General features: G+C 70.9%; 20 protein-coding genes. 13 read left to right on the top strand and 7 right to left on the bottom strand.

Annotated elements, in window-relative coordinates:
* The first annotated feature begins 4 nt into the window (after nucleotides 1-4).
* From ehuC to ehuA, 3 genes are read left to right on the top strand one after another with little or no spacing between them, the layout of a single operon-like run.
* Nucleotides 5-733 carry an ectoine/hydroxyectoine ABC transporter permease subunit EhuC gene (ehuC, locus tag ACRWK8_RS24940; RefSeq protein WP_378738366.1) on the top strand — a complete coding sequence of 243 codons (729 nt, stop codon included), beginning with the start codon at nucleotides 5-7 and terminating at the stop codon, nucleotides 731-733.
* 8 nt (nucleotides 734-741) lie between these two features.
* Entirely contained in the window at nucleotides 742-1,395 is a 654-nt protein-coding gene (ehuD, locus tag ACRWK8_RS24935; protein ID WP_378739045.1) for an ectoine/hydroxyectoine ABC transporter permease subunit EhuD, read from the top strand.
* Nucleotides 1,382-2,218: an ectoine/hydroxyectoine ABC transporter ATP-binding protein EhuA gene (ehuA, locus tag ACRWK8_RS24930; protein ID WP_378738364.1), complete on the top strand. Its 837-nt coding sequence runs from the start codon at nucleotides 1,382-1,384 to the stop codon at nucleotides 2,216-2,218. The genes ehuD and ehuA overlap by 14 nt, the downstream gene beginning before the upstream one ends.
* 85 nt (nucleotides 2,219-2,303) lie before the next feature.
* Here the strand turns inward: ehuA and ACRWK8_RS24925 are convergent, their stop codons facing one another.
* Nucleotides 2,304-3,002: a class I SAM-dependent methyltransferase gene (locus tag ACRWK8_RS24925; protein ID WP_431873054.1), complete on the bottom strand. Its 699-nt coding sequence runs from the start codon at nucleotides 3,000-3,002 to the stop codon at nucleotides 2,304-2,306.
* A gap of 139 nt (nucleotides 3,003-3,141) precedes the next feature.
* Here ACRWK8_RS24925 and ACRWK8_RS24920 point away from each other — a divergent pair, with 139 nt between their 5' ends.
* The 5 genes from ACRWK8_RS24920 (at nucleotide 3,142) to ACRWK8_RS24900 (ending at nucleotide 8,846) form a co-directional block, all read left to right on the top strand.
* Nucleotides 3,142-4,080, top strand: coding sequence for a CPBP family intramembrane glutamic endopeptidase (locus ACRWK8_RS24920; RefSeq protein ID WP_378738359.1), 939 nt, complete (start codon nucleotides 3,142-3,144; stop codon nucleotides 4,078-4,080).
* Between the two features lie 195 nt (nucleotides 4,081-4,275).
* On the top strand, nucleotides 4,276-6,375 hold the full coding sequence (locus ACRWK8_RS24915) for an RNA degradosome polyphosphate kinase (RefSeq protein ID WP_378738357.1): 2,100 nt from the start codon (nucleotides 4,276-4,278) through the stop codon (nucleotides 6,373-6,375).
* Between the two features lie 74 nt (nucleotides 6,376-6,449).
* Nucleotides 6,450-7,394 (top strand): NUDIX hydrolase, encoded by a 945-nt coding sequence (locus ACRWK8_RS24910; protein ID WP_431873057.1) that lies wholly within the window; start codon nucleotides 6,450-6,452, stop codon nucleotides 7,392-7,394.
* Between the two features lie 56 nt (nucleotides 7,395-7,450).
* Nucleotides 7,451-7,894: an SRPBCC family protein gene (locus ACRWK8_RS24905; RefSeq protein ID WP_431873053.1), complete on the top strand. Its 444-nt coding sequence runs from the start codon at nucleotides 7,451-7,453 to the stop codon at nucleotides 7,892-7,894.
* A 220-nt stretch (nucleotides 7,895-8,114) separates the two neighbouring features.
* The gene (locus tag ACRWK8_RS24900) at nucleotides 8,115-8,846 is read left to right on the top strand and encodes a M50 family metallopeptidase (RefSeq protein WP_378739038.1); all 732 of its coding nucleotides are present in this window, start codon (nucleotides 8,115-8,117) and stop codon (nucleotides 8,844-8,846) included.
* An 81-nt stretch (nucleotides 8,847-8,927) separates the two neighbouring features.
* On the opposite strand, the gene ACRWK8_RS24895 is transcribed toward ACRWK8_RS24900, so the two are convergent.
* From ACRWK8_RS24895 to ACRWK8_RS24885, 3 genes are all read right to left on the bottom strand, one after another.
* Nucleotides 8,928-9,284, bottom strand: coding sequence for an STAS domain-containing protein (locus ACRWK8_RS24895; protein ID WP_378738353.1), 357 nt, complete (start codon nucleotides 9,282-9,284; stop codon nucleotides 8,928-8,930).
* A gap of 591 nt (nucleotides 9,285-9,875) precedes the next feature.
* Nucleotides 9,876-12,188 carry a hypothetical protein gene (locus ACRWK8_RS24890; protein ID WP_431873052.1) on the bottom strand — a complete coding sequence of 771 codons (2,313 nt, stop codon included), beginning with the start codon at nucleotides 12,186-12,188 and terminating at the stop codon, nucleotides 9,876-9,878.
* A gap of 182 nt (nucleotides 12,189-12,370) precedes the next feature.
* The gene (locus tag ACRWK8_RS24885; RefSeq protein ID WP_378738349.1) at nucleotides 12,371-13,465 is read right to left on the bottom strand and encodes a CaiB/BaiF CoA transferase family protein; all 1,095 of its coding nucleotides are present in this window, start codon (nucleotides 13,463-13,465) and stop codon (nucleotides 12,371-12,373) included.
* A 334-nt stretch (nucleotides 13,466-13,799) separates the two neighbouring features.
* On the opposite strand from ACRWK8_RS24885, the gene ACRWK8_RS24880 reads away from it, so the two are divergent.
* A complete protein-coding gene (locus ACRWK8_RS24880; protein ID WP_431873051.1) occupies nucleotides 13,800-14,978 on the top strand; it encodes a resuscitation-promoting factor in 1,179 nt (392 codons plus the stop codon).
* Nucleotides 14,979-15,140: 162 nt separating this feature from the next.
* Nucleotides 15,141-16,025, top strand: a complete 885-nt coding sequence (gene rsmA / locus ACRWK8_RS24875) for a 16S rRNA (adenine(1518)-N(6)/adenine(1519)-N(6))-dimethyltransferase RsmA (RefSeq protein WP_378739036.1) — start codon at nucleotides 15,141-15,143, stop codon at nucleotides 16,023-16,025.
* Nucleotides 16,026-16,252: 227 nt separating this feature from the next.
* Here rsmA and ACRWK8_RS24870 read toward each other — a convergent pair whose 3' ends face one another.
* Together ACRWK8_RS24870 and ACRWK8_RS24865 are read right to left on the bottom strand one after the other, a co-directional pair.
* On the bottom strand, nucleotides 16,253-16,486 hold the full coding sequence (locus ACRWK8_RS24870; protein WP_378738345.1) for a hypothetical protein: 234 nt from the start codon (nucleotides 16,484-16,486) through the stop codon (nucleotides 16,253-16,255).
* Nucleotides 16,467-18,044 (bottom strand): PspC domain-containing protein, encoded by a 1,578-nt coding sequence (locus ACRWK8_RS24865; RefSeq protein WP_431873050.1) that lies wholly within the window; start codon nucleotides 18,042-18,044, stop codon nucleotides 16,467-16,469. The genes ACRWK8_RS24870 and ACRWK8_RS24865 overlap by 20 nt, the downstream gene beginning before the upstream one ends.
* Before the next feature lie 223 nt (nucleotides 18,045-18,267).
* Between ACRWK8_RS24865 and ACRWK8_RS24860 the strand changes: the two genes are divergently transcribed.
* Together ACRWK8_RS24860 and ACRWK8_RS24855 are read left to right on the top strand one after the other, a co-directional pair.
* A complete protein-coding gene (locus tag ACRWK8_RS24860) occupies nucleotides 18,268-19,473 on the top strand; it encodes an ATP-binding protein (protein ID WP_431873049.1) in 1,206 nt (401 codons plus the stop codon).
* A gap of 118 nt (nucleotides 19,474-19,591) precedes the next feature.
* The gene (locus ACRWK8_RS24855) at nucleotides 19,592-20,263 is read left to right on the top strand and encodes a response regulator (RefSeq protein WP_378738339.1); all 672 of its coding nucleotides are present in this window, start codon (nucleotides 19,592-19,594) and stop codon (nucleotides 20,261-20,263) included.
* A gap of 81 nt (nucleotides 20,264-20,344) precedes the next feature.
* Here ACRWK8_RS24855 and ACRWK8_RS24850 read toward each other — a convergent pair whose 3' ends face one another.
* A complete protein-coding gene (locus ACRWK8_RS24850; protein ID WP_431873056.1) occupies nucleotides 20,345-21,274 on the bottom strand; it encodes a nucleoside hydrolase in 930 nt (309 codons plus the stop codon).
* A 316-nt stretch (nucleotides 21,275-21,590) separates the two neighbouring features.
* Between ACRWK8_RS24850 and pcrA the strand changes: the two genes are divergently transcribed.
* On the top strand, nucleotides 21,591-23,915 hold the full coding sequence (gene pcrA, locus ACRWK8_RS24845) for a DNA helicase PcrA (protein ID WP_378738337.1): 2,325 nt from the start codon (nucleotides 21,591-21,593) through the stop codon (nucleotides 23,913-23,915).
* Nucleotides 23,916-24,381: the final 466 nt, after the last annotated feature.

Raw genomic sequence — 24,381 nt, 5'->3', positions numbered from 1 at the left:
CCGCGTGGAGTTCCTGATCGCACAGTGGCCGCGTTTCCTCGACGGAACGCTGCTCACGATCCAGCTCACGCTCGGCGGCATCGTCCTGGCCTTCGTGCTGGCGATGACGTTCGGCGTCATGGGCACGATGCGGCACTGGCTGCCGCGTGCCGTCGCCACGGTGTACGTGGAGGTGTTCCGCGGCATCGCGGCGCTGGTCGTCATGTACTGGCTGATCTACGCCCTGCCCCTGCTGAGCGGTTTCCAGCTGGAGGACATGTTCGCCGCGATCCTCGCGCTGGGCCTCAACCTCGGCGCCTACGGGGCCGAGGTGGTGCGCTCCTCGATCAACGCGGTGCCCCGGGCACAGGTCGAGGCGACCGTCGCCCTGAACATGTCCTGGGCGCAGCGCATGCGCCTGGTGGTCCTGCCGCAGGCGTGGGCGCAGATGCTCCCCACGTTCGGCAACCTGGTCGTGGAGCTCATGAAGGCCACCGCCGTGGTCTACCTGGTCTCCATGCACGACCTCTCGTGGATCGCCGACGACCTGCGCCGCCTCTCGGGTGAGACCATCCCGGTCTTCCTGGTGGCCTTCGCGCTCTACTACCTGATCGCCCAGGTCCTCATCTTCGGTGTGCGGCTCCTCGAACGGCGGGCCAACCGCAGGCTGGGCCGCGTCCCGCCGTCCGGCGGAGGGATCCTCGGGCTCCTGCGACCCCCGACAGTCGGTACGAAGGTGGGGGTGGCCAAGTGAACGGCCTCATGGAGTTCGTGAACGGCCTGTGGGACTTCCAGTACACCGGCCAGGTCCTGCCCGACCTGTTCAGCGGCCTGCTGGTCACCATCCAGGCGACGGTGATCGGCTACGCCATCGCCCTGACCCTGGGCCTGCTCATCGCGGTGGTCCGGCGGGTGCCGGTCTTCGGTACCCTCGTGCACTTCCTGATGGAGTTCATCCGGACGACGCCGCTGGTCATCCAGTTGGTGTTCGTCTTCGCACTGTCCCCCGCCAACATCTCGGTGTTCACGATCGGCGTCGTCGTCATCGGCGTCCACTACGCGGCCTACACCGCGGAGGTGTACCGCTCGGGCATCGAGGGCGTGGCCAAGGGCCAGTGGGAGGCGTCCCGGGCGCTGAGCCTGCCGACCTCGCGGACCTGGACGGCGATCGTGCTGCCCCAGGCCATCCGCAGGGTCATCCCGGCGCTGGGCAACTACCTCATCGCGATGTTCAAGGACACACCCCTGCTCTTCGCGATCGGAGTCGTCGAGCTGCTGGCCGTGGCCCAGCAGGTCGGCAGCAAGGACTTCCGCTACGTGGAGACGTTCACCATGGTCGGGTTCCTCTTCCTCCTGGTGAGCATCCCGTCCGCGATTGTGATTCGACGACTGGAGAAGCGATATGTCGCCGTCTGATACCCCTGAGAACACGACGGCGCCGGGTGTCGGAGACAGCGCCGCCGACGGACCGCTGATCGTCTTCGACCAGGTGGTGAAGCGCTTCGGCGACCTCACCGTCCTCGACCACCTCGACTTCGACGTGGCCGCCGGGGAGCGCGTCACCCTGATCGGGCCGAGCGGCTCGGGCAAGACCACCATCCTGCGCCTGCTCATGACGCTGGAGAAGGTCACCGAGGGGCGCATCGACATCGGCGGGGAGCCGTTCAGCCACATGCCCAAGGGCAGCGGCCTGGCCCCGGCCAGCGAGAGCTACCTGCGGCAGCGCCGCAAGAGCATCGGCATGGTGTTCCAGCAGTTCAACCTGTTCCCCAACATGACGGTGCGCAAGAACGTCATGGAGGCGCCGGTCCACGTCCTCGGCCTGTCCAAGGACGAGGCCAGCGCCCGGGCGGAGGAACTGCTGGACCTGGTGGGCCTGGGCGACAAGGTCGACGCCCACCCGACCCAGCTGTCCGGCGGCCAGCAGCAGCGCGTGGCGATCGCCCGCGCCCTGGCGATGCGTCCGGAGATCCTCCTGCTGGACGAGGTCACCTCCGCCCTGGACCCGGAGCTGGTGGCCGGTGTGCTGGACGTGCTGCGCGAGGTGGCCGAGACCACCGACATCACGATGCTGTGCGTCACCCACGAGATGGGCTTCGCGCGGGACGTGTCCCACCGGGTCCTCATGTTCGACCAGGGCCGGATCGCCGAGGCGGGGCACCCGGACCAGATCTTCGGGGACCCCCAGGAGGAACGGACCAAGACCTTCCTCAAGTCGGTCCTGGAGAACGGACACTAGGAAGGGCGGCCCCGAGAGCGGGGCGGGCCGCGCCCGCCCCGCTCCGACGTCCCTCTCGCCCGACCCGGGCGCCCGACCGGGTCGCCTACTCGGCCACCAGGACGAAGAAGAGGAACCCGAGGAACCGGGTGTGCCCGTGGCGGAACTCGGGCCGCAGGTGGTCGGGGGTGTCCTCCGCGACGGCCGGTTCGTCGATGTCCGCGACGCGGAACCCGGACCGGGTGAAGTCCCTGACCATGGCGTACAGCGGGCGGTGCCAGACGTTCAGGACGGCCCTGCTCTCCCGGAACTCGACCTCCGCGAGCCAGGGGGCGACCGTGAAGTAGTCGGTGCCCGGCCGCAGGAGCACGTGGGCCGTGGGGTGGTCCACGGAGACGAGGAGACGTCCCCCCGGTCGCAGGACCCGGCGCAGCTCCCGAAGCGGCCCCTCCCACTCCCTGAGGTAGTGCAACGACAGGGACGCGACCACGTCGTCGAACGCGCCGTCGGAGTACGGGAGCGGCCGCGCGAGGTCGTGCACGCGCAGGTCGGCGTCGTCCCCGAGGCGCTTCCTGGCCAGCCCGACCATCTCCGCGCTGACGTCGAACCCGGTCACCACGGCGCCCCGGTCGCGGAGTTCCAGGGAGAGGGGGCCGGAGCCGCAGCCCGCGTCCAGGACGCGGCGGCCGTCGACGTCACCCGCGAGGTCCAGCATGGCGGGGCGTTCGTAGTGGGCGTTCATGAGGTTGGAGTCGTTCTCGGCCGAGTACGCCTCGGCGAAGGCGTCGTAGTCGGCGTGGGTCACGGGGGGTTCCCTTCCTGGTTCACCGCGCGTGTCGGGACGGCGGTGACAACGGGGTAACGACATACCGTAGTCATTAAGTCGCTTTTAGTTTTCCCTGGTGCAGAATGTGTGTTCTGAGACAGGGGGGACACTTGTGACCATGGTGCGAAGATGGGGGCTCGCCTGGGCCGTCGCCCTCGCCGTAGTCCTGATCGTCGGGCCGACGCTCGTCCGCCCGGCGATGCGGGACGACGTCGGTGGGTCGTCCGTGCTGTTCCTGATCTCCTGGATGCCGATGGTGATCGGCATGGTCATCGCCTGGGGGCTGGTCCGGGCGTTCGGGCGGCGGGACGAGCTCGACCGGCGGATCGCCGCAGCCATGGACGGGCACCCCGTCTACCGCGAACTGGGCTGGATGGCCCTCCTCCTCGTCGGTCTGGTCCTGTCGATGGTCATGCTGTCGTGGATCTTCACCGTCTACGGGGAGCAGACCGGCGTCTCCCCGGACCTCGCGATGTCCGTCGCGCTGGTCTCGCGACTGCTGTTCCTGTTCGCCGTCCCGCTGCTCATCCTGGACCGCTCGGGGCTGACCGTCGACGGCAAGGGTACGGCCATGCCCTCGATCGCCCTGAAGGTGAGCGAACCCTGGCGCTGGCTCGGTCTGGTGCCCGTGGTCGTCTCCGTGCTGCTGATCGGGTTCCTGATCACGCCGCACATCGGGCTGCCCCCGCCCTCGCTCACCCTGTACGCCATGCTGGTCGCCTTCACCGTCATCGCCCTCTGCGAGGAGATCTTCTTCCGGGGAATGATGCAGAGCCGTCTGGAACTGATCCTGGGTCGCTGGGGCGGCATCGTGCTGACCTCGGTGGTGTTCGCGATGACCTACGCGTTCATCCAGCCCTACGACGCCGTCTCCCAGCTGCCCGGGATCGACTTCGTGCACGACACCGGCATGGCCCTGCTCACCTACGGCGCCGCGGGGCTGTTCTACGGCTACCTGTGGGCCTGCTTCCGTAACACCTGGCTCAACATCCTCATGCGCGTCTCGATGTTCCTGCTCATTCTGCCGCCCGACCTCCAGATCGGCATCAACCAGTAGCAGCACCGCTCCGCCAGCCCACGTCCCACCAGGTCAGGTGGGGCGTGTGGTCGCGTCATGAGGGAAATCTTGCCCGGTGTCCAGGGACACGGGCCGCGATGTGGGTACAGATGCTCCATAGCAGTCGCGTTGCGGTCATTCTCCCCTCACGGGGCGGTCACCGTGTGGTCATGAAAAAGGGGGAGTCTGCCCACTGTGAGCACGGAATCAGCGCCAACGCCAGCGGGGCCCGCCGCCGACCTTCCCGCCGACAGGTTCATGGACCGGGAGGAGGGGTGGCTCCGCTTCAACCAGCGGGTCCTCGAACTCGCGGAGGACGAGGACATCCCGCTGCTCGAACGGACGCGGTTCCTCGCGATCTTCTCCAGCAACCTCGACGAGTTCTTCATGGTGCGCGTGGCCGGGCTCAAACGACGGCTGGCCACCGGCCTGTCCGTCGCCTCGCCCAGCGGACACCACCCCAGGGACCTGCTGGAGCGCATCTCCCTGTTCACGCACGACCAGATCCTGCGCCTGACCGCCTGCTTCGAGGACAGCGTCGCCCCCGCCCTGGCCCGGGAGGGCATCAGCATCGTCCGGTGGAGCGAACTGGACGACCGCGAACGCGAGTACCTGCACGGCTACTTCCGCCGCTCCATCTACCCCCTGGTGACACCCTTCGCGGTCGACTCCGCGCACCCCTTCCCCTACATCTCGGGCCGCTCGCTCAACCTCGCCGTCACGGTGCGCGACACCAGCGACGACCGGCACATGTTCGCCCGCGTCAAGGTGCCCAGCGCCCTGCCCCGCTTCATCGAGCTCACCACCCACGGCGGCGGCCGCTTCCTCCCGGTCGAGGACATCATCGCCGCGCACCTGCCCCAGCTCTTCGAGGGCATGCGGGTGGTCGAGCACCACGCCTTCCGGGTCACCCGCAACGCCGACCTGGAGGTCGACGAGGACGAGACCGACGACCTCGTCCAGTCCCTGGAGAACGAACTCCTGCGTCGACGCTTCGGCCCCCTCGTGCGCCTGGAGGTCGAAGAGACCATCAGCGACGAGGTGCTGTCGATCCTCAGCCAGCAGCTCGGCGCCGAGGCCGAGGAGGTCTACCGGGTCCCCGGCCCGCTCAACCTCGCCGGACTCGCGCAGATCGCGGACACCGACCGCCCCGACCTGCGCTACCCGCCCATGGTCCCGGTCGAACCGCGTGCCCTCACCTCCGGCGACCTCTTCGCGACCATCCGCGAACGCGAGGTCCTGGTCCACCACCCCTACGAGTCCTTCGCCACCACCACCGAACGGTTCCTCGCCCTGGCCTCCACCGACCCCCAGGTCGTGGCCATCAAGCAGACCCTCTACCGCACCAGTGGCGACTCACCCATCGTCGAGTCGCTCATCGAGGCGGCCCGGGAGGGCAAGGAGGTCGTGGTGCTGGTCGAGGTCAAGGCCCGCTTCGACGAACAGAACAACATCCAGTGGGCCCGCAAACTGGAGGAGGCGGGCTGCCACGTCGTCTACGGGGTCGTGGGGCTCAAGACCCACTGCAAGCTGTCCATGGTCATCCGCCAGGACGACGACGGCCTGCTCCGCCGCTACTGCCACGTCGGCACCGGCAACTACAACCCGAGCACCGCCCGGATCTACGAGGACTTCGGCCTGTTCAGCGCCGCCGCCGAGGTGGGCGAGGACGTCAGTGACCTCTTCAACAGCCTCACCGGGTTCTCCCGCAAGAAGCACTACCGCAGGCTGCTCGTGGCCCCCGCCGCCCTGCGCCAGGGACTGCTCCGGCAGATCGAGACCGAGGTGGCGAACAGTCTCAAGGGCGAGCCCGCCCACATCCGGATCAAGGTGAACTCCCTCGTCGACGAGGAGATCATCGACGCCCTGTACCGCGCCTCGCAGGCCGGGGTGGACGTCGACCTGTGGGTGCGCGGCAGCTGCGTCCTGCGCGCCGGGGTACCGGGCCTGTCCGAGAACATCCGGGTGCGCAGCATCCTGGGCCGCTTCCTCGAACACTCCAGGGTGTTCGTCTTCGCCAACGGCTGGCGCCCCCAGGTGTGGATCGGCAGCGCCGACCTCATGCCCCGCAACCTCGACCGGCGCGTGGAGGCGCTGGTCCGGATCGCGGACCCGGAGCAGTGCCGCCGACTGGTGGGCATCATGGACCTGGCGATGTCCGACAGCACCTCCTCGTGGCGGCTCGAACCCGACGGCTCGTGGAAACGGGTCACCCACGACGAGGAGGGCCAACCGCTGGTCGACCTCCAGGACACCCTGCGAGGCGACCGGCACCTGAGAGTGGTGGACGGGTGAACACCCACGAGTACGGGGCCGGTCACGGGGGCCCCGAGGCGGTACCCCCGCGCGCGAACGACCCCGAGATCCGCATGACCAGCGCCTTCCCTCCGCGCGACACCGCGGTGGGCGGCTACCTGGAGCCCATCCGCGCGGGTGGGGCCGTGCTCTGGCGCGACGGCCCCGCCGGCCGGGAGGTCGTCCTCATCCGGCGCCCGGACCGGGGCGACTGGACCCTGCCCAAGGGCAAGCTCAAGAACGGCGAGCACCCCATCATCGGCGCCGTCCGCGAGGTCGAGGAGGAGACCGGCCTGACCCCCGTCATGGGGCGCCGCCTCCCGCCGCAGCGCTACCTCAAGGACGGCTGGCCCAAGCAGGTCGAGTGGTGGGCGGCCACCCCGGCGCAGCTGGGAGGGGTGATCGACTACGAACCCAACGAGGAGGTGGAGACGGTCGAGTGGGTCGCCGTCGAGGAGGCCCGCACCCGCCTCACCTACGACCACGACGTCCAGGTGATCGACAACTTCCGGGTCGGGCCCGCCCGGACCTTCCCGGTCATCCTGCTGCGCCACCTGTCGGCAGGGGAGAAGCGCTCCTGGAACGACAGCGACCTGCTGCGACCGCTCGACGCGACCGGCCGCGCCGACGCCCTGGCCCTGCCCCGGGTGCTCGGCGCCTACGGGAGCCTGCGCGCGGTGTCCTCGTCGGCGGCCCGCTGCACGGAGTCCCTGCTCCCGCTGACGGTCGAGTGCGACGTCCCCCTGAGGACCGAGCGCGCCCTCACGGTGGGGAGCGAGGTCGGGGGATACGACGTGGAGGAGGCCCGGGAGGTCATCGGGCGCGTCCTGGACGAGCGACGGCCGACGGTCGTGTGCACCCACGGTGAACTGGTCCCGCACCTGCTCACCGAGGCCCTGACCCGGCTGGGCGCGCCACTGTCGCAGCAGCGCGGCCTGCGCAAGGGCTCGTTCTGGGTGCTACACGTCTCCTCGGAGGGGGAGCTGGCCGGGGTCGAGCGGCACGAGGTGCGCGAGTGAACCCCGCCCGACAGCCCCGGTGGGGGAGTGGTCCGCGACGGTGACATGATTCCGTCATGCCCAAACACATGGTGGCCCGGAGCGTCGTCGTCGACGCCCCGGCCAAGCGGATCTTCGACCTCGTCGCCACACCGTCCCAGCACGCCGTGATCGACGGTTCCGGCACCGTCCAGGGCGCGCAGCACGGCCCGGAGCGGCTGGAACTGGGCTCCGAGTTCGGCATGGACATGAAGATGCTCGGCCTCCCCTACCGGATGACCAACCGCGTGGTGGAGTTCGAGGAGGGGCGGCTCATCGCCTGGAAGCACGTGGGCTCGCACCGCTGGCGCTACGAGCTCCGCGAACTGCCCGAGGGCGGGACCCTCGTCACCGAGACCTTCGACTACTCGCGGGGCCAGACCGCCTTCCACGTCCTGAGCGGATCCCCCGCGCGCAACGCCAGGGGGATCGTCCGGACGCTGGAGCGGCTGAAGGCGGCGGCCGAGGCCGAGGAGGTCTGACGGCGGTCGCCCCCCGGGCCGGTCCGGGCGTTCGAGCAGTTCACCGAAGCCAGGACCGGCACCCGTTTCGGTCCGGCCGGTGATCGACCGACACACACGGCACTCTCCGAAATGCCCTAAAGTTCGGCAAGGGCCGCGTTCCCCCGCGCCTCCCAGCCGCCGCGGCGCCGGGTGAGCGGGCCCGCTGACAGGAGTTCCGGTGGCGGGCGCGCACCGGTCGATGCGGGAAGTCGGGAGACCAGTGGTGGGAACGAGCTTGGGCGACGTGTGGCAGGACGTGGTGACCGGCCAGCCCGATCCGGAACAGTGGATTATCGTCACGGCCGCCGTGGTGGCTTTGGCGGCCGTGCTGCTGGGCCCGCCCTGGCGCGTGGCCCGTAACGTCGTCACCATCGCCCACGAGGGCGGGCACGCGCTCGTGGCCCTGCTCAGCGGACGTCAGCTGACCGGGATCCGGCTGCACTCGGACACGTCCGGGGTGACGGTCTCCCGGGGCAGGCCCACCGGCATCGGCATGATCCTCACGGTCTTCGCGGGCTACGTCGCCCCGAGCGTGATCGGCCTGCTCGGCATCATGATGCTGAAGGCGGGCTACATCACCGCGCTGCTGTGGCTGAGCATCGTCGTGCTCGCCGCCATGCTGCTCATGATCCGCAACTTCTACGGCGTACTGTCGATCGTCGTCACCGGAGCGGTGGTCTTCGGCGTCAGCTGGTTCACCCCGGACGAGGTCCAGGGGGCCTTCGCCTACCTGTTCATCTGGTTCCTGCTGTTCGCCGGGGTGCGCCCGGTCATCGAGCTCCAGTCGCAGCGCGTGCGCAACCCCTCCCCGCACTCCGACGCGGACCAGCTGGCCCGGCTCACCGGACTGCCGGGCACCCTGTGGGTCGGAGTGTTCCTGCTGGTGAACGTCGCCGTCACCCTTCTGGGCGTGTGGCTGCTGTTCTTCTGACCGGAGGACACCGGCCCCACACACGAAGACAGGCCCCGCGTCCTGACGCGGGGCCTTCGTGGTGCCCGGAGGCGGGTGCGGCTACTGGGCGGTCTGCGGGGCGCTGAGCGCCAGGGCGACCGAGGCGAACACCGGGATACGGGTGTCCAGCGAGGTGACGCGCAGGGTCTGCATGACGCGCGGCACCGGAGCGGCGATCACCAGGAGGGCCTGCTGTTCCTTGGCGGCCTTGTGAGCGCGGATCAGCACGCGCAGCCCACTGGAGTCGATGAACCGCAGGTCGGCGCAGTCCAGCACGACGCGACCGAAGGGCTGCGTGGTCAGCGCCTCCGTGACCGCCTCCTGGAAGCGGTTCTCGGTGGCCATGTCGATCTCCCCGTCCAGGGCCAGGACTCGTCCGGCCTCGTGGAGGGTGGAGGAAATGATCAGGTCGGGCATGGCGACTCCGGCGTACTCGGGCCGTGCCCCACGGGTCGTCGAGGCAGGCCGCGCGTCTCCCCACCGGGGACGTGCGGTGACCGGTGCGATGGTTGCGTTACCGCGTGAGCCAAGCTGATGGTTCATCAAGTTCCTTGCGTGGTGCCCCGGGCTGCGAACCGGGGAGGAAACGCCTTTCTCGCCTGGTTTGCTCGGAAAAGCACGGCATTCCTACAACGCCTGGGCTAGGCCAGGCGTTCCTGGTGCCGTGTGTCATCGGTGTGACTTGCGTCGTGCGACGAGGGCGCGGTTCATGGTGTCCCCGTGCTCGGCCATCCTGCGGGAGCCGGCGGCCGGGCCGGGCCCTCCGCCAGTGAGAACCCGCCCGCGACGGCGGGCATTCCCCGGTGGGCCGCGGCGGGGACCGTGGCTGGGCCGGTGGTCCCCGGCGGACCCGACTCCTCCCGGCGCGCCGTCAGGGCGCTGGGACGCGTTGGCGTCGGGGCCGTCCAACCTCGGACTTTACCACAGGGCCGTGGCCGTTTCGTGACGGGAGCGACGCCAGGTCGTGCCCCCGCCGGTTGACCGCTACTCGGATTCCTGGTGTATGGGTCACGCCTTGGGGACGTAGGAGGTCTCCCTCGGGACCTCCGCGGGCTCCCGCTCCCGCTGCTGGAGCGCCCACACGCACGCGGACAGCGTGAGCGGGACCGCCACGGTCAGCGCCAGCGCGGGGATGGCCACGCCGGAGTCGTTGGCCGCGAAGCCCACCAGGGCCGTCACCAGGGAACCCGTCAGACCGGCCCGGAGCGTCGGGGCGTACTCGTAGGCCCGCTGGAGCGCGCCGATCCGCCACTTCCCCGGCCGGTTGAGGACGGCGAACAGGAAGACCAGGGCCCCGGCGGCCAACAGGGTGAGGTGCCAGTTGCCCAGGGTGCCCAGCATGGCTCCCAGCTTGCGGGCCAGCACCGTCCCTGCGTCCCCGTTCAGCACCTGCTCCGCGAACGCGCCGAAGTGGCTGCGGTCCTCCACCGGCCGCAGGTAGTCCATCCAGGCGAGCAGGGAGATCGAGGTGACCGAGACCGCGCCCACCGCCGCCAGGCGCAGGGCGGTGATCCGCACCCCCGCGATCATCATCGTCGTCACCGCGAGGCCGGGGATCAGCGCGATCACGCCGCCGAAGTCCGTCCCCAGCCCCGGCCAGCCGATGATCAGCACCGAGGCGGTACCCACCAGCAGGGTCGTGACCACCGCGGCGCGTCGCCTGCCCCGCGATATCAGCGAGTGGGAGATGCCCGCGACCGCCATCAGCATGCCGGTCGCGAAGGTCGCGAAGGCGATGTTCCCTATCCCGTAGAAACGCCCCGCCACGATCGGTGAGTACCCGGTGGGCGAGTTCATCTGGAGGTGGGCGCCGAAGCAGAGGTCGAGGAAGAGCACGAGGGTGGTCGCGCCCGCCACCACCGTCATCGGTCCGAGGATCGTCCGGCGCCACGGTCCTGCCACCGCCAGCGCCACGACCAGGGCGTCCACGGCCAGAACCGAGGCCAGCAGCGCCAGCGGCGGGAGCTGCGTCGCCCACCACGGGATGAGGTTGGCCAGGTAGCTCGCCACGGGGAAGGCCGCGCCCGCCAGGGCCACGACCCGGGTCACCGACAGCACCACGGCCCGCTTGCCGCGCTCGCCCCAGGAGTACCGGTGCATGGCGTAGGCCGCCGCCGCGTAGATGAGCAGCTGGATGGCGACCAGCCCGCTGAAGAAGCCGGGGATCGCCGCGCCGACCACCACGGCGGCGGTGTTGAAGTCCACCAGGCGGACCACCGCCTCCTCCACGGGCTGGGGGCGGTCGGCGGTCTGCCACACCCGTCCGCCGGTGGGCACACCCGCGTCCAACCCCAGTTCGGCCAGCACCGTCACGGTGGTGTCGGTCAGAGCCACCAGCCCGGGGCGACGCGTCGACTCCGAGGCCAGGTAGGAGGCGGGACCGACCAGTCCCTGGTCGGTCACCTCCCCGGTGAGGGCGACGGTCAGCTGTGAGGGCCCGGTGTCCATGGAGACCCCGACCACCATCAGGGTGGCGCCGCCGGGCAGGTTCCCGATCAGTGCCGAGAGCCGAGAGTCGAGGGTCTCCAGGGTGTCCTCGCGGACCTGCTCGGGAACGTCCTCCGGGTTGGCCTCCTGCGGCTCGTCCCCGTCCTCGGAGTCGGCCGGGTAGAGGCTGGTGAGCTCGGGCAGCTCCACGGCCGCGAGGGAGACGCCACTCAGGCGCTCCTGGGAGAGGTCCCGCGCCGAGTCGACGTAGTGGTCCACCCGGCCCGACTCGTCGGCGGCGCCCAGGGCGGCCCCCGGCCCGGCGGCCAGGGTGAGACCGCCCTGGTCGCGCACGGTCTGCCCGAGCAGGCCCACGGGGGCGGCGAACACCGACCGCGCGTTCTGCTCCGCGAAGTCCCGGAACCCCGGGACGGTCGCGCCCGAACCGTCCACCACCGGCTCCGGCGCGGGCTCGCACACGGTGAAGCGCTCCCGGTCGGACAGGGAGCGCTGCCCCGCCGAGACGGAGAGCCAGCCGTCCGTGGGGCAGGTCCGGGAGTTGGCGGTGCGAATGGACACGTTGCCGATCGCCCCGGCCTCGGCCAGTTCCCACAGCGTGGGCGTGTGCTCGGGGGTGACGTCCTCCCAGAGCAGCCCCGGCACGCCCACCAGCACGACCGGGCCGCCGGGCGGGCCGGCGCGGCCAGGGTCGAGTTCGGGTGAGCCCGCGGAGCTCGCGGCGGCGGGGGCCGTGCAGATCAGGGCCGCCACCACCAGCAGGAGGGCGTACAGGCGCCCGCCGGGGCGTCGGCCGGGGTGCCCAGGCCGTTCTCGGGCACGCCCTCCGGTTGCACACCGTTCCGAGCGCAGGCCGAGCCGTCGACTCGGTGACATGGCGGTCCCCCCGATCGCGATCACCTCACTGGTCGCCCACCCTAGTGATCACACGCCTCTGAGCGGGGAAAACGGCGATTCCGGTCAGGGGGCTCCGGAAGGGGGGATCCGGGGAGGTTCCGGGGCCGCCGCGGGGCCCGGGGCCAGCCGAGTGCCGGGGCGCGAGTCCCGGGCCACAGGGCTCAGGGGGTGAGGCCCCACTCCTTCAGGGTGGCGTCGGCGTCGGGCAACGGGCGCCCCCGGGTGACCTCACCGGGGGTGCGGCCGAACCTCGGCGCGGGGCCGGCCACGACCCGGTCGCCCTCCCGCACGAGCGCGCCACGGGCCCGGACGTGCGGGTGGTCGGGGGCCTCCGCCAGCGACAGGATCGGCGCCACGCAGGCGTCGGTCCCCTCGAAGACCGCACCCCACTCGTCGCGGTCGCGCGTGCGCAGCACCTCCGCGAAGCGTGCCCGAAGCCGGGGCCACCCCTCGGTGTCCCACTGCTCGGGCAGCTCCTCGCCGTCCAGCCCCGTCCCCGCGAGGAACGCGGCGTAGAACTGCGGCTCGATGCAGGCCACGGACAGGTGGCGGCCGTCGGCGCACTCGTAGACGTCGTACCAGGGCGCCCCTGTGTCCAGGTAGTTGGTGCCGCGTTCGTCGGTCCACGAACCCCGCGCGCGGTCCTCGTGCACCATCGACATCAGCAGGGAGCTGCCGTCCACCATCGCCGCGTCCACGACCTGGCCGAGTCCGGAGCCCCGCCGCTCCAGGAGGGCCGCCAGTACACCGGTGACCGCGAACATGGTGCCGCCAGCGAAGTCACCGAGCAGGTTGATCGGGGGGACCGGAGGCCCGTCCGCGCGTCCGATGGAGTGCAGGGCGCCGTTCACGGACACGTAGTTCATGTCGTGCCCGGCGGTGTGCGCCAGCGGTCCCTCCTGGCCCCAGCCGGTGACGCGCGCGTACACCAGGCCCGGGTTCAGCTCCAGGCAGTCGTCGGGGCCCAGGCCCAGCCGTTCCATCACGCCGGGGCGGAAGCCCTCCAGGAGGACGTCGGCGCGGGAGACGAGCTCGCGGGCGCGGGCGATCCCCTCCTCGGACTTGAGGTCGGCGCCGAGCACGGCGCGGCCCTCGCTCATGTGCGGTCCGGTGGCGCCGGAGGTCATGGCCTCGGCGGCCCCGGGGCGGTCGATCCGGATGACGCTGGCACCCATGTCGGCGAGGAGCATCCCGGCCATCGGCGCCGGTCCGATGCCGGTGAACTCGATGACGCGGATTCCGTTGAGGGGTCCCATGGTGGTGCCTCCGGGGCGTGGGTCGGGAGAGGTGACTGTGGGGCGGGTGGTGCGTGGAACGGTGGGGCCGGAACGACGGCTGACGGGAACGGTGGGTTACTAGAACGGCGTTCGGTTCATTGTGCAGGCTACGCCGCCCCGACGCCAGGCCGTCGCGCGGGGCGGGGCCGGGAAAAGGAATAGGAGGAAATGCGCGATTTGCAGGGTAATGGTTTTCGGGCCATACAAAAAATCCTTGCTCGCCTGGTGTTAATGTGACCGTGTTCGGCCCTCGAAGGCCCCTCCACCACCGAGGACTCCCACCGACCACCCCTTGAAGAAGGGCTCGGAAGTCATGCCCAGAGAATCCGGGAAGAACGGATCCCAGCGCCGTTCCCGCAGGCGTCGGCGCCCCAGGGCGTCCCTTGTCCTCCCCCTGCCGGCCATGGCGGGCGTCGTCGCGATCGTCCTGGTCCTGGCGGGCGGGGGCGCCGCCCTGGCTGTTGAGAAGACCGTCCTGCTCGACGCCGACGGGCGGGAGCACGAGGTCAGCACCTTCGGGGACAGCGTCCAGGACGTCCTCGACTCCGCCGGGATCGAACTCGGTGAACACGACGTGGTCGCACCCTCCCCGGACACCGAGGTGACCGGCGGCGACCACGTGGTCGTCCGCTCGCCCCGTGAGATCACCCTCGACCTCGACGGCCACGAAGTCAGCCACAGGGTGCACGCCGCCACCCTCGACGAGGCACTCCAGCAGATCGGCCTCGACCCCGAGGGCGTCGAACTCTCCCAGGAGCACGACACCCCGATCCCCGAGGGCGGCCTCACGGTGACCGCCGAACGCGCGCCCCGCATGGTCGTCATGTACGACACCGTCCGCTCCGAGACCCGCACCACCGGCGCGACCGTCGCGGACGTCCTCAGCGCCGCCGGAGTCGAGACCGGTGAGCACGACATCGTCTCCCCGGAACCGGACGAGCCAGCCGAACCCGACATGGTGGTGCGCGTCCTGCCCGCCCTCGGTGAACCCGAGACCGAGGAGGTGGTGATCGAGGCCGAGACGGTCGAACGCGAGAACCCCGACCTCCCCGAGGGCGAACGCGAGGTCGTCACCGAGCCCGAGGACGGGCTCAAGGAGGTCACCACCCTCCGCGTCCTGCGCCACGGCGAGGAGGTCGACCACGAACTCTCCGAGAAGGTCGTCACCGAACCCGTCGAGGGGCTCGTGGAGATCGGCACCAGGGTCGAGGAGGACGATCCCGGCGAGGCGAGCGGTGCGGCGGGCGCCCTCAACTGGGCCGGACTGGCCCAGTGCGAGTCCGGAGGCGACGCCTCCGCCGTGAACGCGGCGGGCGGCTACTACGGGCTCTACCAGTTCAGCCCGAGCACGTGGTCCTCGGTCGGCGGCACCGGACTGCCCTCCGACGCCAGCGCCGCCGAACAGACCCAGCGCGCCCAGCAGCTCTACGACTCCGTCGGAGGGAACTGGCAGAGCCAGTGGCCGCACTGCGGCGTCCACCTCTTCGAGTGACCGGAGCCATCGGCCCGACCCGCTGCCCGACCCGCCACCCGATCCGATGGCGCGACCCGCCGCCCGATCCGACGGCGCGACGCGGCTGGTCCGGCCGGTGGTGCGAGGGGGCGTCCGACCGTACTCGGTGTGGATGAGCGGGTGGGCGGCGGCTGGCAAGATGTGTGGGTGACACAGACACCCGAACCCGACCCCGCCGACCGTTCCCGCCTGCTCACCCCCGCCGACGTGCGGGCCCTCGCTGAGCGGTTCGGTATCCGGCCCACCAAGACCCTGGGCCAGAACTTCGTCATCGACCACGGCACCGTCCGCCGGATCGTCCGCGTCGCGGGCGTCGGCGCCGACGACGTGGTCGTCGAGGTGGGACCCGGGCTCGGCTCGCTCACCCTCGCCCTGCTCCCGCACGTACGCCGGGTCACCGCGATCGAGATCGACCCGGCACTGGCCGAGGCGCTGCCCGGCACCGTCGCGGACCACGCGCCCGACCTCGTCGACCGGCTCACGGTGGTCCCCGGCGACGCCATGCGCGTCACCGAACTGCCCGGCCCGGCGCCCACCGCGCTCGTGGCCAACCTGCCCTACAACGTCTCCGTGCCGGTCCTGCTGCACCTGCTCGAACTCCTGCCGAGCCTGGAGCGGGTGCTGGTCATGGTGCAGGCCGAGGTCGCGGACCGGATCACCGCGACCCCGGGCGGCCGCATCTACGGGGTGCCCTCCGCGAAGGTCGCCTGGTACGCCAGCGCACGCCGGGCCGGAGCTGTCGGTCGGAACGTCTTCTGGCCCGCGCCCAACGTCGACTCCGGTCTGGTGGAACTGGTCCGCCGCCCGGAGCCCAGCACGAAGGCCCCGCGCAGGGAGGTCTTCAAGGTGATCGACGCGGCCTTCGCCCAGCGCCGCAAGACCCTGCGCGCCGCCCTGTCCGGCTGGGCGGGATCGGCCCCCGCGGCCGAGGCAGCGCTCCGGGCCGCCGGGGTGCAGCCGAGCGCACGCGGGGAGTCCCTCGGCATCGAGGAGTTCGCCGCGATCGCCGAGCACCGCCCCGAGTAGCGGCGGCCGTCCGACCACCACCCACCGACCACGGACCGACGGATCACCGGGAACCGGAACCCGGCGATCCGCCCCCGGGGTTTCGGTCAGGGCTTCGGGGCCGGGAGCACCGGTCGCCCTCATTCACCCATCCGGTCGTCGGACGGTCGCCGGGCACGCGGAAGGGGCGCCCTCCGAGGAGGGCGCCCCTTCTCCGTGGTCACGCGTCCCGCTCCCTCGGGGGCGGATCAGCCCTGGTCCGAAGGGGGATGCGTGGGCGGCAGCTCCTCCGACTCACGGGGGCGCGACCGGAACAGCGCCCGCGCCACCGCCGCCACGCCCAGGCCCACCGCCAGCACCGGCAGCAGCCACATCACGTTCGGCTCCCACTCACCGCTGCCGCGGACGGCGAACGCGACCGCGAGCCCCAGGAACAGCACTCCCGCGACGAGCGATCCCCAGTCAGTTCCCCGCTTGGTCATACCGCACCTCCACTGTCCCGGCCCTGCTGCTCGCGTGCACGTTGATGACCGGGAGCTCGTCCCGGCCAGCCCCGTCCCGACGCTCCGTCTCCTCGGCCGGTCCCGAGCTCCGCACGGGCTTCGACGGGTCGAAGGTCTCCTCGTGGGCGAGGCCCAGCCCGGCCACGAAGTCGCCGTCGGGGGCCACGCTCCCGACCCCGATCGCACCCGCCGTCACCTCCGACACCACGTGGACGCGGGCGTCCTCGGGGATCACCAGGACCAGGCTCCCCACGTCCACCCGGACCGCCACGTCCACGGACCCACCCGGGCCGAGCTCGGCGGGCAGGGCCGTGAGGTCCAGCGTCCCCGCACCCACGTTCAGCCACTGGTCGTCCGACCGCGCCTCCGCGACGGTCGTCGGCCGCCAGAGCTCGTCACCGATCCGTGTCCGGGTGACGTCGACCGAGGACACCAGGACCGCACCCAGAACGGCGAGCGCGCCGAGGACCATCAGACCCCGGGGGTTGCCCACCCAGGTCCCGACCAGCGCGTACAGACCGAACACCGCCACCACGGCGGCCATGAAGTAGACACCGAGCTCCGGCCCCACCAGCAGTTGCGCGGCGCTCGCCTCGGAGACGGGCGGACCGAGGTGCGGAGCGGCCACCGGCCACAGGACCGCCATGGCGACCACGGTCCACAGCGCGTGCGAGGCCAGAGGCGAGGAACGCGGCTTCGACCCGTGGCCGGACCCGTCGCCACGGCAGCCGCCGTGGTGGCCCGCGCCCTTCGGCGCCTTCCCCCGCTCCTCGTCGTCCTCGTCCTCGTCCTCGTCCTCGTCAGCGTCGTCTTCGTCGTCGTCGGCGTCCAACGACGTGCGCTCGGACACCACCGCCAGGTCCACCGGGCCCTGCGGGGCCGAGGCCCACGGCTGGGCCGGGTTGTAGTAGGCGGGCACCGGCTGCGGCAGCGGTCCCGTGGGCGGCGGCTCCCGCGTGGCCAGGTCCGCACGCAGGCCGAGCATCGAGGACCGCAGGTCCACCCCCCGGTTCCTCGCGGTCAGCAACCCCAGCACCAGCGGGATCGCCAACACCAGCGTTCCCCAGCCGAACCCGCCCACCAGGCTGAGCGCGGTCGCCCCGGCCAGGCCGAGGGTCAGCAGCTTCAGCACCGCCCGCGGTGGAAAGCTTCGGTTCAGCAGTTGCTCGAAGGTCGCCGGACCGCCCTGGGGGTCCCGCATGAGCATCCACGCCGCGATGTACAGCAGCAACCCCGTGCCACCGGCGAACGCGGTGAGCACGAAGGCCGCGCGCCACACCACGGGGTCCACCCGCGTGTACGCGCCCAACCCGGCGCACACCCCGGCCAGGGCCTGACGCTGGTCGTCGCGGCGCAGCTCGGGGCCGGTCACCGGGTCGGGTGCGTCACCCCCCGGGCCGCTCTCCGTGGCGACGCCCTCGGAGGACCCGGCCCCGGTCCGCGCGGAGCCGTCCTCCGAGAAGCCGTGCCCGAAGGCCCCGCCCCCGAGGGGACCGCTCCCCGCCGACGCCCCGGTCGGCGTCTCTCCGTCAGACATGGACGCTCACCACACTTTCCTCATGGAACCATCGTGACCTCTGATGCGTCGCGAGGGGAATCCGGGACGACCCTGAACCCACCCTGACCGGAACACCAGGGCCGGACCAGGGCCGCGCCCCCGATGTCCCACGAGGGTCACACAGGGCATGCTGGAACCGTCCACAACCACGCGCGCGTCAGGCCACGAGCGTCGCGCCACACACGAAAGCGGTGATCGGGCGGTGCCAACGACGGCCGTGGAGACCCCGCGGCTCACCCGCGCGGTCGACGGCAGACTCCTCGGCGGCGTCGCCTCCGGGCTGGCCCGGCACCTGGGGCTGGACCCGGTCGTGGTCCGCCTCGCCTTCATGGCGCTCGCCGTCGGCGGGATCGGCGTGGCCGTCTACGCGGCCCTGTACTTCCTCGTTCCCAAGGAGGAGGTCGGCGTCGACGGGACCGAACCTGCCGCGGACGCCCGGCGCAAGGGCCGTGACATCTCGCAGCTCATCGCCTACGTCGGGCTCGCCGCCGGACTCGGCCTCCTGTTCCTGGTGTTCGGCGGGGTCTTCGACCCGCTCCTGTGGTTCGTCATCTTCGGTGCCCTCGGGGCCACCATCCTGTGGCAGCAGGCCAACCCCGCGGAACGCAACGAGTGGATGAACAGCACGGTCAGCCGCACACGGCCCAAGAGCATCATGCGGACCACCGCCGGTGTCCTGCTCGTGGTGGTCGGCGTCATCGGCTTCCTGGTGTTCCAACAGCAGCTCCAGGAGGCCCGCGCGGGGCTGACCTTCGCGTTCACGCTCATCACCGGGATCGCGCTGATCGTCGCCCCCTGGATCATCGGGCTCATCCGGGAACGCGACTCCGAGCGCCGTGAGCGCATCCGCAACGCCGAACGCGCGGAACTCGCCGCGCACATCCACGACTCCGTCCTGCACACGCTCACCCTCATCCAGCGCCGCGCGGACGACCCCCGCGAGGTGCAGCGCCTGGCCCGCGTGCAGGAACGCGCCCTGCGCAGCTGGCTGTACCAGCGCCCCGCCGACGCGGAGACCACCGTCACACCGGGCCTGGAGCGGGTGGCCGCCGAGGTCGAGGAGGAGCACGGCGTGCCGATCGAGGTGGTGTGCGTCGGGGACGCGCCCATCGACGACGGCATCAGCGCGATGCTCCGCGCCGCCCGCGAGGCCATGGTCAACGCCTCCAAGTACGCCGGAACGGACACCATCTCGGTGTTCGGGGAGGTGGACGAGACGGAGGTCCTGGTGTTCGTGCGGGACCGGGGCGCCGGGTTCGACCTGGACGACATCCCCGAGGACCGCATGGGCGTGCGCGGGTCCATCGTCGGACGCATGGAGCGGCACGGGGGGACCGCGCGCATCCGTACCGAGCCCGGCGAGGGCACCGAGGTGCAGCTCCGCATGCCCCGCATCCCCGACATGTGACCCCGGGAGACGGTGTGGTGACCGCCTGGCGACGGGGCCGTGGCCGCTTCGGGTCAGGGACGGGCGAAGCGATGCGGGCCACTACCTCCCGGGTGACTTCGCTGGATAGGGTCCAGGTGTGGGAGAAGAGAGCACGAACTTCAGTGACGGAGACGCGGTTCCCCGCGTCGTGATCGTGGACGACCACCGGCTGTTCCGCAGCGGGGTGCGCGGAGAGCTCGGGGACGCCGTCAACGTCATCGGTGAGGCCGGGGACGTCGACAGCGCGGTGCACGTCATCGGGGAGACCCTGCCCGATCTCGTGCTCCTCGACGTGCACCTGCCCGGCGGCGGGGGAGTCGAGGTGTTGCGGCGGGTCCTGGCGAAGCACCCCCAGATCCGCTTCCTCGCCCTGTCGGTCTCCGACGCCGCCGAGGACGTCATCGGCGTGGTGCGCGGGGGCGCGCGCGGCTACGTCACCAAGACCATCTCCGGCAAGGACCTCGCCAACGCCATCGTGCGGGTCGCGGACGGCGACGCGGTGTTCTCGCCGCGCCTGGCGGGGTTCGTGCTGGACGCCTTCTCCGCGACGGACGCGCCCCCGGCCGACCCCGAGCTGGACCGCCTCACCCAGCGCGAACGCGAGGTCCTGCGGCACATCGCGCGCGGCTACGCGTACAAGGAGGTCGCCAAGGAGCTGTTCATCTCGGTCAAGACGGTCGAGACGCACGTCTCCTCGGTGCTGCGCAAGCTCCAACTGTCCAACCGGCACGAGCTCAGCCGCTGGGCCACGGCCCGCCGCCTGGTCTGAGCCCGCCCGGGGTCCGGTCACCGGCCCCGGTCGCCCGGCGACCGAGACCGGGGCGACCGGGGGCCGGCGACCGGAGAGCGCTCAGCGCAGCGAGTCGAGCATGCGGTCGAGGAACTCGTCCTCCCGCACCTCGGTGACCACCCGCGCGGCACGGCGCTCGTCGTTGCTCGGACGGAGTCGACGGTCGGCCACGGTCATCCCACGGGTCAGCCCGCCGGTCAGCTCCACCCGCACCGGAGCCTCGAAGGCCTCGGTCACCAGGTGCGGGTCGACCAGCACCGCCGCGGCCAGCGGGTCGTGCATCGCGCACTGGCGCACCCCGAAGATGCCCCGGTAGAACTCGGCGTAGAAGTCCAGGAACGCGGAGGTGTTCTGTGCCCGCGCGCCGGGCACCTCCTGGAGCCGGTCCAGCCACGCACCGGTGGCCACGGTCCTCATGGTGATGTCGAGCGCGATCAGGTCCAGGTCGAACCCGGCCGCGAACACCGCCTCGGCGGCCTCGGGGTCGTTGGCGATGTTGGCCTCGGCGTGCGAGGAGACGTTTCCGGGCACCTCCACGGCGCCGCCCATCACGACCAGGCGCCGCACCAGCTGGGGCAGGCGCGGCTCCAGACCGAGCGCCAGTGCCAGGTTGGTCAGCGGACCCACGGCCAGCACGTCGATCCGCCCGGGGTTCTCCCGCACCAGACGCACGAGGAGTTCGGCGGCGGACTCGGCCACCGGCTCACGCACGGGCTCCGGAAGCTTCACGTCGCCCAGGCCGTTCTCGCCGTGCACGTGCCCGGCCAGCCGCGGCTCCTGCACCAGCGGCCGGGAGGCACCCACGGCCACCGGAACGTCCGGGCGGCCGTACAGGTCGAGCAGGCGCAACGCGTTCAGCGCCGTCACCTCGACCGTGTTGTTGCCGAACACCGCGCCGACACCGACGATCTCCACCTCAGGCCGCGCGGCCAGGTAGGCGAGTGCGACGGCGTCGTCGATCCCCGGGTCACAGTCGACGAACACACGCATGGACTCCTGGTCAGCCAAGACCAATCTCCCCCCGAACAGGACATGGACCAGCCAGGCGGACGACCTGGTTGGTGTGGGGGCGTGACCGGAGGTTCCGTGGCCGGTCGTGCCTCACGGGAGGCACGCACGCGACCGGAGACATCCGCCGAAAACGCCTCCAACAGGGTAAGCCGCTGGCCGCACCGCACGTTGACGGCGGACCGCCCACGGGACGGGAGCGCGGGAAGAGGGGGGACGGACGGATGGGACGGGAGGGGAGGAGGGGCACCTCCCCGGGTGGACGGTCACGTCACCGGTCGGCCGTAACCTGGTAGGCGTGTCCTCCCAAGAACAGCTTCTCGAAGGTCTGAACGGTCCCCAGCGCGACGCGGTCACCCACGCGGGGGCGCCGCTCCTCATCGTGGCGGGCGCGGGATCGGGCAAGACCCGTGTCCTCACCCACCGCATCGCCCACCTCATGGCCGAACGCGGGGTACGCCCGGGGGAGATCCTCGCGATCACCTTCACCAACAAGGCCGCGGCCGAGATGAAGCAGCGCATCGAGGCCCTTCTCGGCACCCGCGCCGCCAACACCATGTGGACCATGACCTTCCACTCGGCGTGCGTGCGCATCCTGCGCAGGGAGGCGCACCGGCTCGGCTACCCGAGCAGCTTCACCATCTACGACGCCGCCGACTCCCAGCGCCTCATGCAGATGGTCTGCAAGGAGATGGACCTGGACCCCAAGCGGTTCCCGCCCAAGTCCTTCAGCTTCCAGGTGTCCAACCTCAAGAACGAGCTCGTCGACTACGACACGTACGCGGAGCAGGCCCAGACCGAGCAGGAGAAGAAGCTCGCGGAGGCCTACCAGCTCTACCAGCGCCGCCTGCTCGAGGCGGGCGCCATGGACTTCGACGACCTGATCATGATCACGGTCAACCTGTTCCAGATGTTCCCGGACGTGGCCGAGTACTACCGGCGCCGCTTCCGGCACGTCATGGTCGACGAGTACCAGGACACCAACCACGCGCAGTACGCGTTCGTCCGCGAACTCGTCGGCGCGGCGGAGGGCTCCGACACCAGCGCGGTCCCGCCCGCCGAACTCTGCGTGGTGGGCGACGCCGACCAGTCGATCTACGCCTTCCGGGGCGCGACCATCCGCAACATCCTGGAGTTCGAGCGCGACTTCCCTAACGCGCGGACCATCCTGCTGGAACAGAACTACCGCTCCACCCAGAACATCCTCTCCGCCGCCAACACGGTGATCGACCGGAACGAGGGCCGCCCGGCCAAGAACCTGTGGTCGGAGCAGGGCGAGGGCCCGATGATCACCGGATACGTCGCGGACAACGAGCACGACGAGGCGGCCTTCGTCGTCGGCGAGATCGACCGGCTGACCGACGAGGGCGTGGTCAAGCCGAGCCAGGTCGCGGTCTTCTACCGGACCAACGCGCAGTCCCGCGTCTTCGAGGACGTGTTCATCCGGACCGGGCTGCCGTACAAGATCGTCGGCGGTGTGCGCTTCTACGAGCGCAAGGAGATCCGCGACATCCTCGCCTACCTGCGGGTGCTGGCCAATCCCGAGGACACGGTGAGCCTGCGCCGCATCCTCAATGTGCCCAAACGCGGCATCGGCGCGCGGGCGGAGGAGTCCATCGAGCTCCTCGCCGCGCGGGAACGCGTCTCGTTCTCGAAGGCGCTGCGCCGCGTGGACGAGGCGCCGGGCCTGGCGACCCGTTCGGCCAAGGCGATCCGCAACTTCACCGCACTGTTGGACGAGCTCGCGGAGGTCGTCCCGGGCAGCACCCCGGCGGAGATCGTCGAGGCTGTGCTCAGCAAGACGGGCTACCTGTCGGAACTGGCGGAGTCCAAGGACCTCCAGGACGAGAGCCGGGTGGAGAACCTCGAGGAGTTCGTCGACGTCGCCCGGGAGTTCGAGCACACCTTCGCCGCGCTCATCGAGGACGAGGCGGAGCTGGAGGGCGAGGAGAACCAGGGCATCGACCCGGGCGAACCGACCCTGGTCGACTTCCTGGAGCGCATCTCCCTGGTCGCTGACACCGACCAGATCCCCGACGAGGACGACGACGGCGGGGTGGTCACCCTGATGACCCTGCACGCGGCGAAGGGGCTGGAGTTCCCGGCCGTCTTCCTCACCGGTATGGAGGACGGGGTCTTTCCGCACACGCGAACGCTGGGGGACAAGACCGAGCTGGAGGAGGAGCGGCGCCTGGCGTACGTGGGCATCACGCGCGCCGAGCAGCGGCTGTACGTCAGCCGCGCGGCCGTGCGCAGCGCCTGGGGGACGCCCTCCTACAACCCGGCGTCCCGGTTCCTGGACGAGATCCCGTCGGCACTGGTCGACTGGCGGCGTGCGGAGTCGACGCTCTCCGCCCCGCCCAGCCGCACGATCGGAGGCCGCTCCGGGGGAGGCTTCGGTGGCGGGGGCGGTTTCGGAAGCCCCTTCGGAAGTGGGAGGAAGGCCGTCAAGGAGGCGCCCACGCTCAGTGTGGGAGACCTGGTCAACCACGACTCCTTCGGGATGGGTCGGGTGCAGTTGGTCGACGGCGCCGGGGACAAGACCAAGGCCCGCATCGACTTCGGCGCTGACATCGGGGAGAAGGACTTCCTGGTCAAGTACGCCCCGATCGAGAAGCTCTAGGCGGTCGGGTCCCCCATGGGGGCTCAGGGGGACGTCATCCCCTGGGCCCCGGGTGGACGGGGCTTCGGGGCCGGGACCGGTCGGCTCCACGGCGATGTAGGCCAGGACACCGAAGAGTTTTCGGAAACCTGTCACGAGCACTCCACCCCAGCGGTACAGTTGGTCAAGACCGAGCGAGACGAACGCGGACAACACTGCGGGCGGGCCGGTCCACCTCCTCCGAAACACACTGGTTCGAGCAGTCGCTCGGGGCATGTAGGCTCGGGGAGTTGCTTCGAAAGCCCAGCGGAAACGTGAAGCGGAAGAAGCACCGGGAATTCTTTCTCCGGATCAGGTTTGAAAGCGAAAACGCCGATTTGGCGGGGCGCGGAACACCTGATAAAGTAAAGACACAACACAGCGTAGAAGCCGCTCACGCGGTGGAAACGCAGAGGCCTTCTCCGGAAGAGCAGACGGAACCTGAGGT

Source organism: Nocardiopsis eucommiae (assembly GCF_965344335.1).
Classification (GTDB): Bacteria; Actinomycetota; Actinomycetes; order Streptosporangiales; family Streptosporangiaceae; genus Nocardiopsis; species Nocardiopsis eucommiae.
The sequence above is the reverse complement of the archived record's forward strand: the minus strand, read 5'-3'. Positions and strand labels throughout refer to the sequence as shown.

Excerpts from the sequence above, each read along its gene's own strand:
- ACRWK8_RS24880 (WP_431873051.1), top strand. The coding sequence starts at position 13,800 with ATGCCCAGAGAATCCGGGAAGAACGGATCCCAGCGCCGTTCCCGCAGG.
- ACRWK8_RS24920 (WP_378738359.1), top strand. The coding sequence starts at position 3,142 with ATGGTGCGAAGATGGGGGCTCGCCTGGGCCGTCGCCCTCGCCGTAGTC.
- ACRWK8_RS24900 (WP_378739038.1), top strand. The coding sequence starts at position 8,115 with ATGCGGGAAGTCGGGAGACCAGTGGTGGGAACGAGCTTGGGCGACGTG.
- ACRWK8_RS24870 (WP_378738345.1), bottom strand. The coding sequence starts at position 16,486 with ATGACCAAGCGGGGAACTGACTGGGGATCGCTCGTCGCGGGAGTGCTG.
- ehuD (WP_378739045.1), top strand. The coding sequence starts at position 742 with ATGGAGTTCGTGAACGGCCTGTGGGACTTCCAGTACACCGGCCAGGTC.
- ACRWK8_RS24895 (WP_378738353.1), bottom strand. The coding sequence starts at position 9,284 with ATGCCCGACCTGATCATTTCCTCCACCCTCCACGAGGCCGGACGAGTC.
- ACRWK8_RS24890 (WP_431873052.1), bottom strand. The coding sequence starts at position 12,188 with ATGTCACCGAGTCGACGGCTCGGCCTGCGCTCGGAACGGTGTGCAACC.
- ACRWK8_RS24910 (WP_431873057.1), top strand. The coding sequence starts at position 6,450 with ATGACCAGCGCCTTCCCTCCGCGCGACACCGCGGTGGGCGGCTACCTG.
- ACRWK8_RS24905 (WP_431873053.1), top strand. The coding sequence starts at position 7,451 with ATGCCCAAACACATGGTGGCCCGGAGCGTCGTCGTCGACGCCCCGGCC.
- ACRWK8_RS24885 (WP_378738349.1), bottom strand. The coding sequence starts at position 13,465 with ATGGGACCCCTCAACGGAATCCGCGTCATCGAGTTCACCGGCATCGGA.
- ACRWK8_RS24865 (WP_431873050.1), bottom strand. The coding sequence starts at position 18,044 with ATGTCTGACGGAGAGACGCCGACCGGGGCGTCGGCGGGGAGCGGTCCC.
- ACRWK8_RS24850 (WP_431873056.1), bottom strand. The coding sequence starts at position 21,274 with ATGCGTGTGTTCGTCGACTGTGACCCGGGGATCGACGACGCCGTCGCA.
- ehuA (WP_378738364.1), top strand. The coding sequence starts at position 1,382 with ATGTCGCCGTCTGATACCCCTGAGAACACGACGGCGCCGGGTGTCGGA.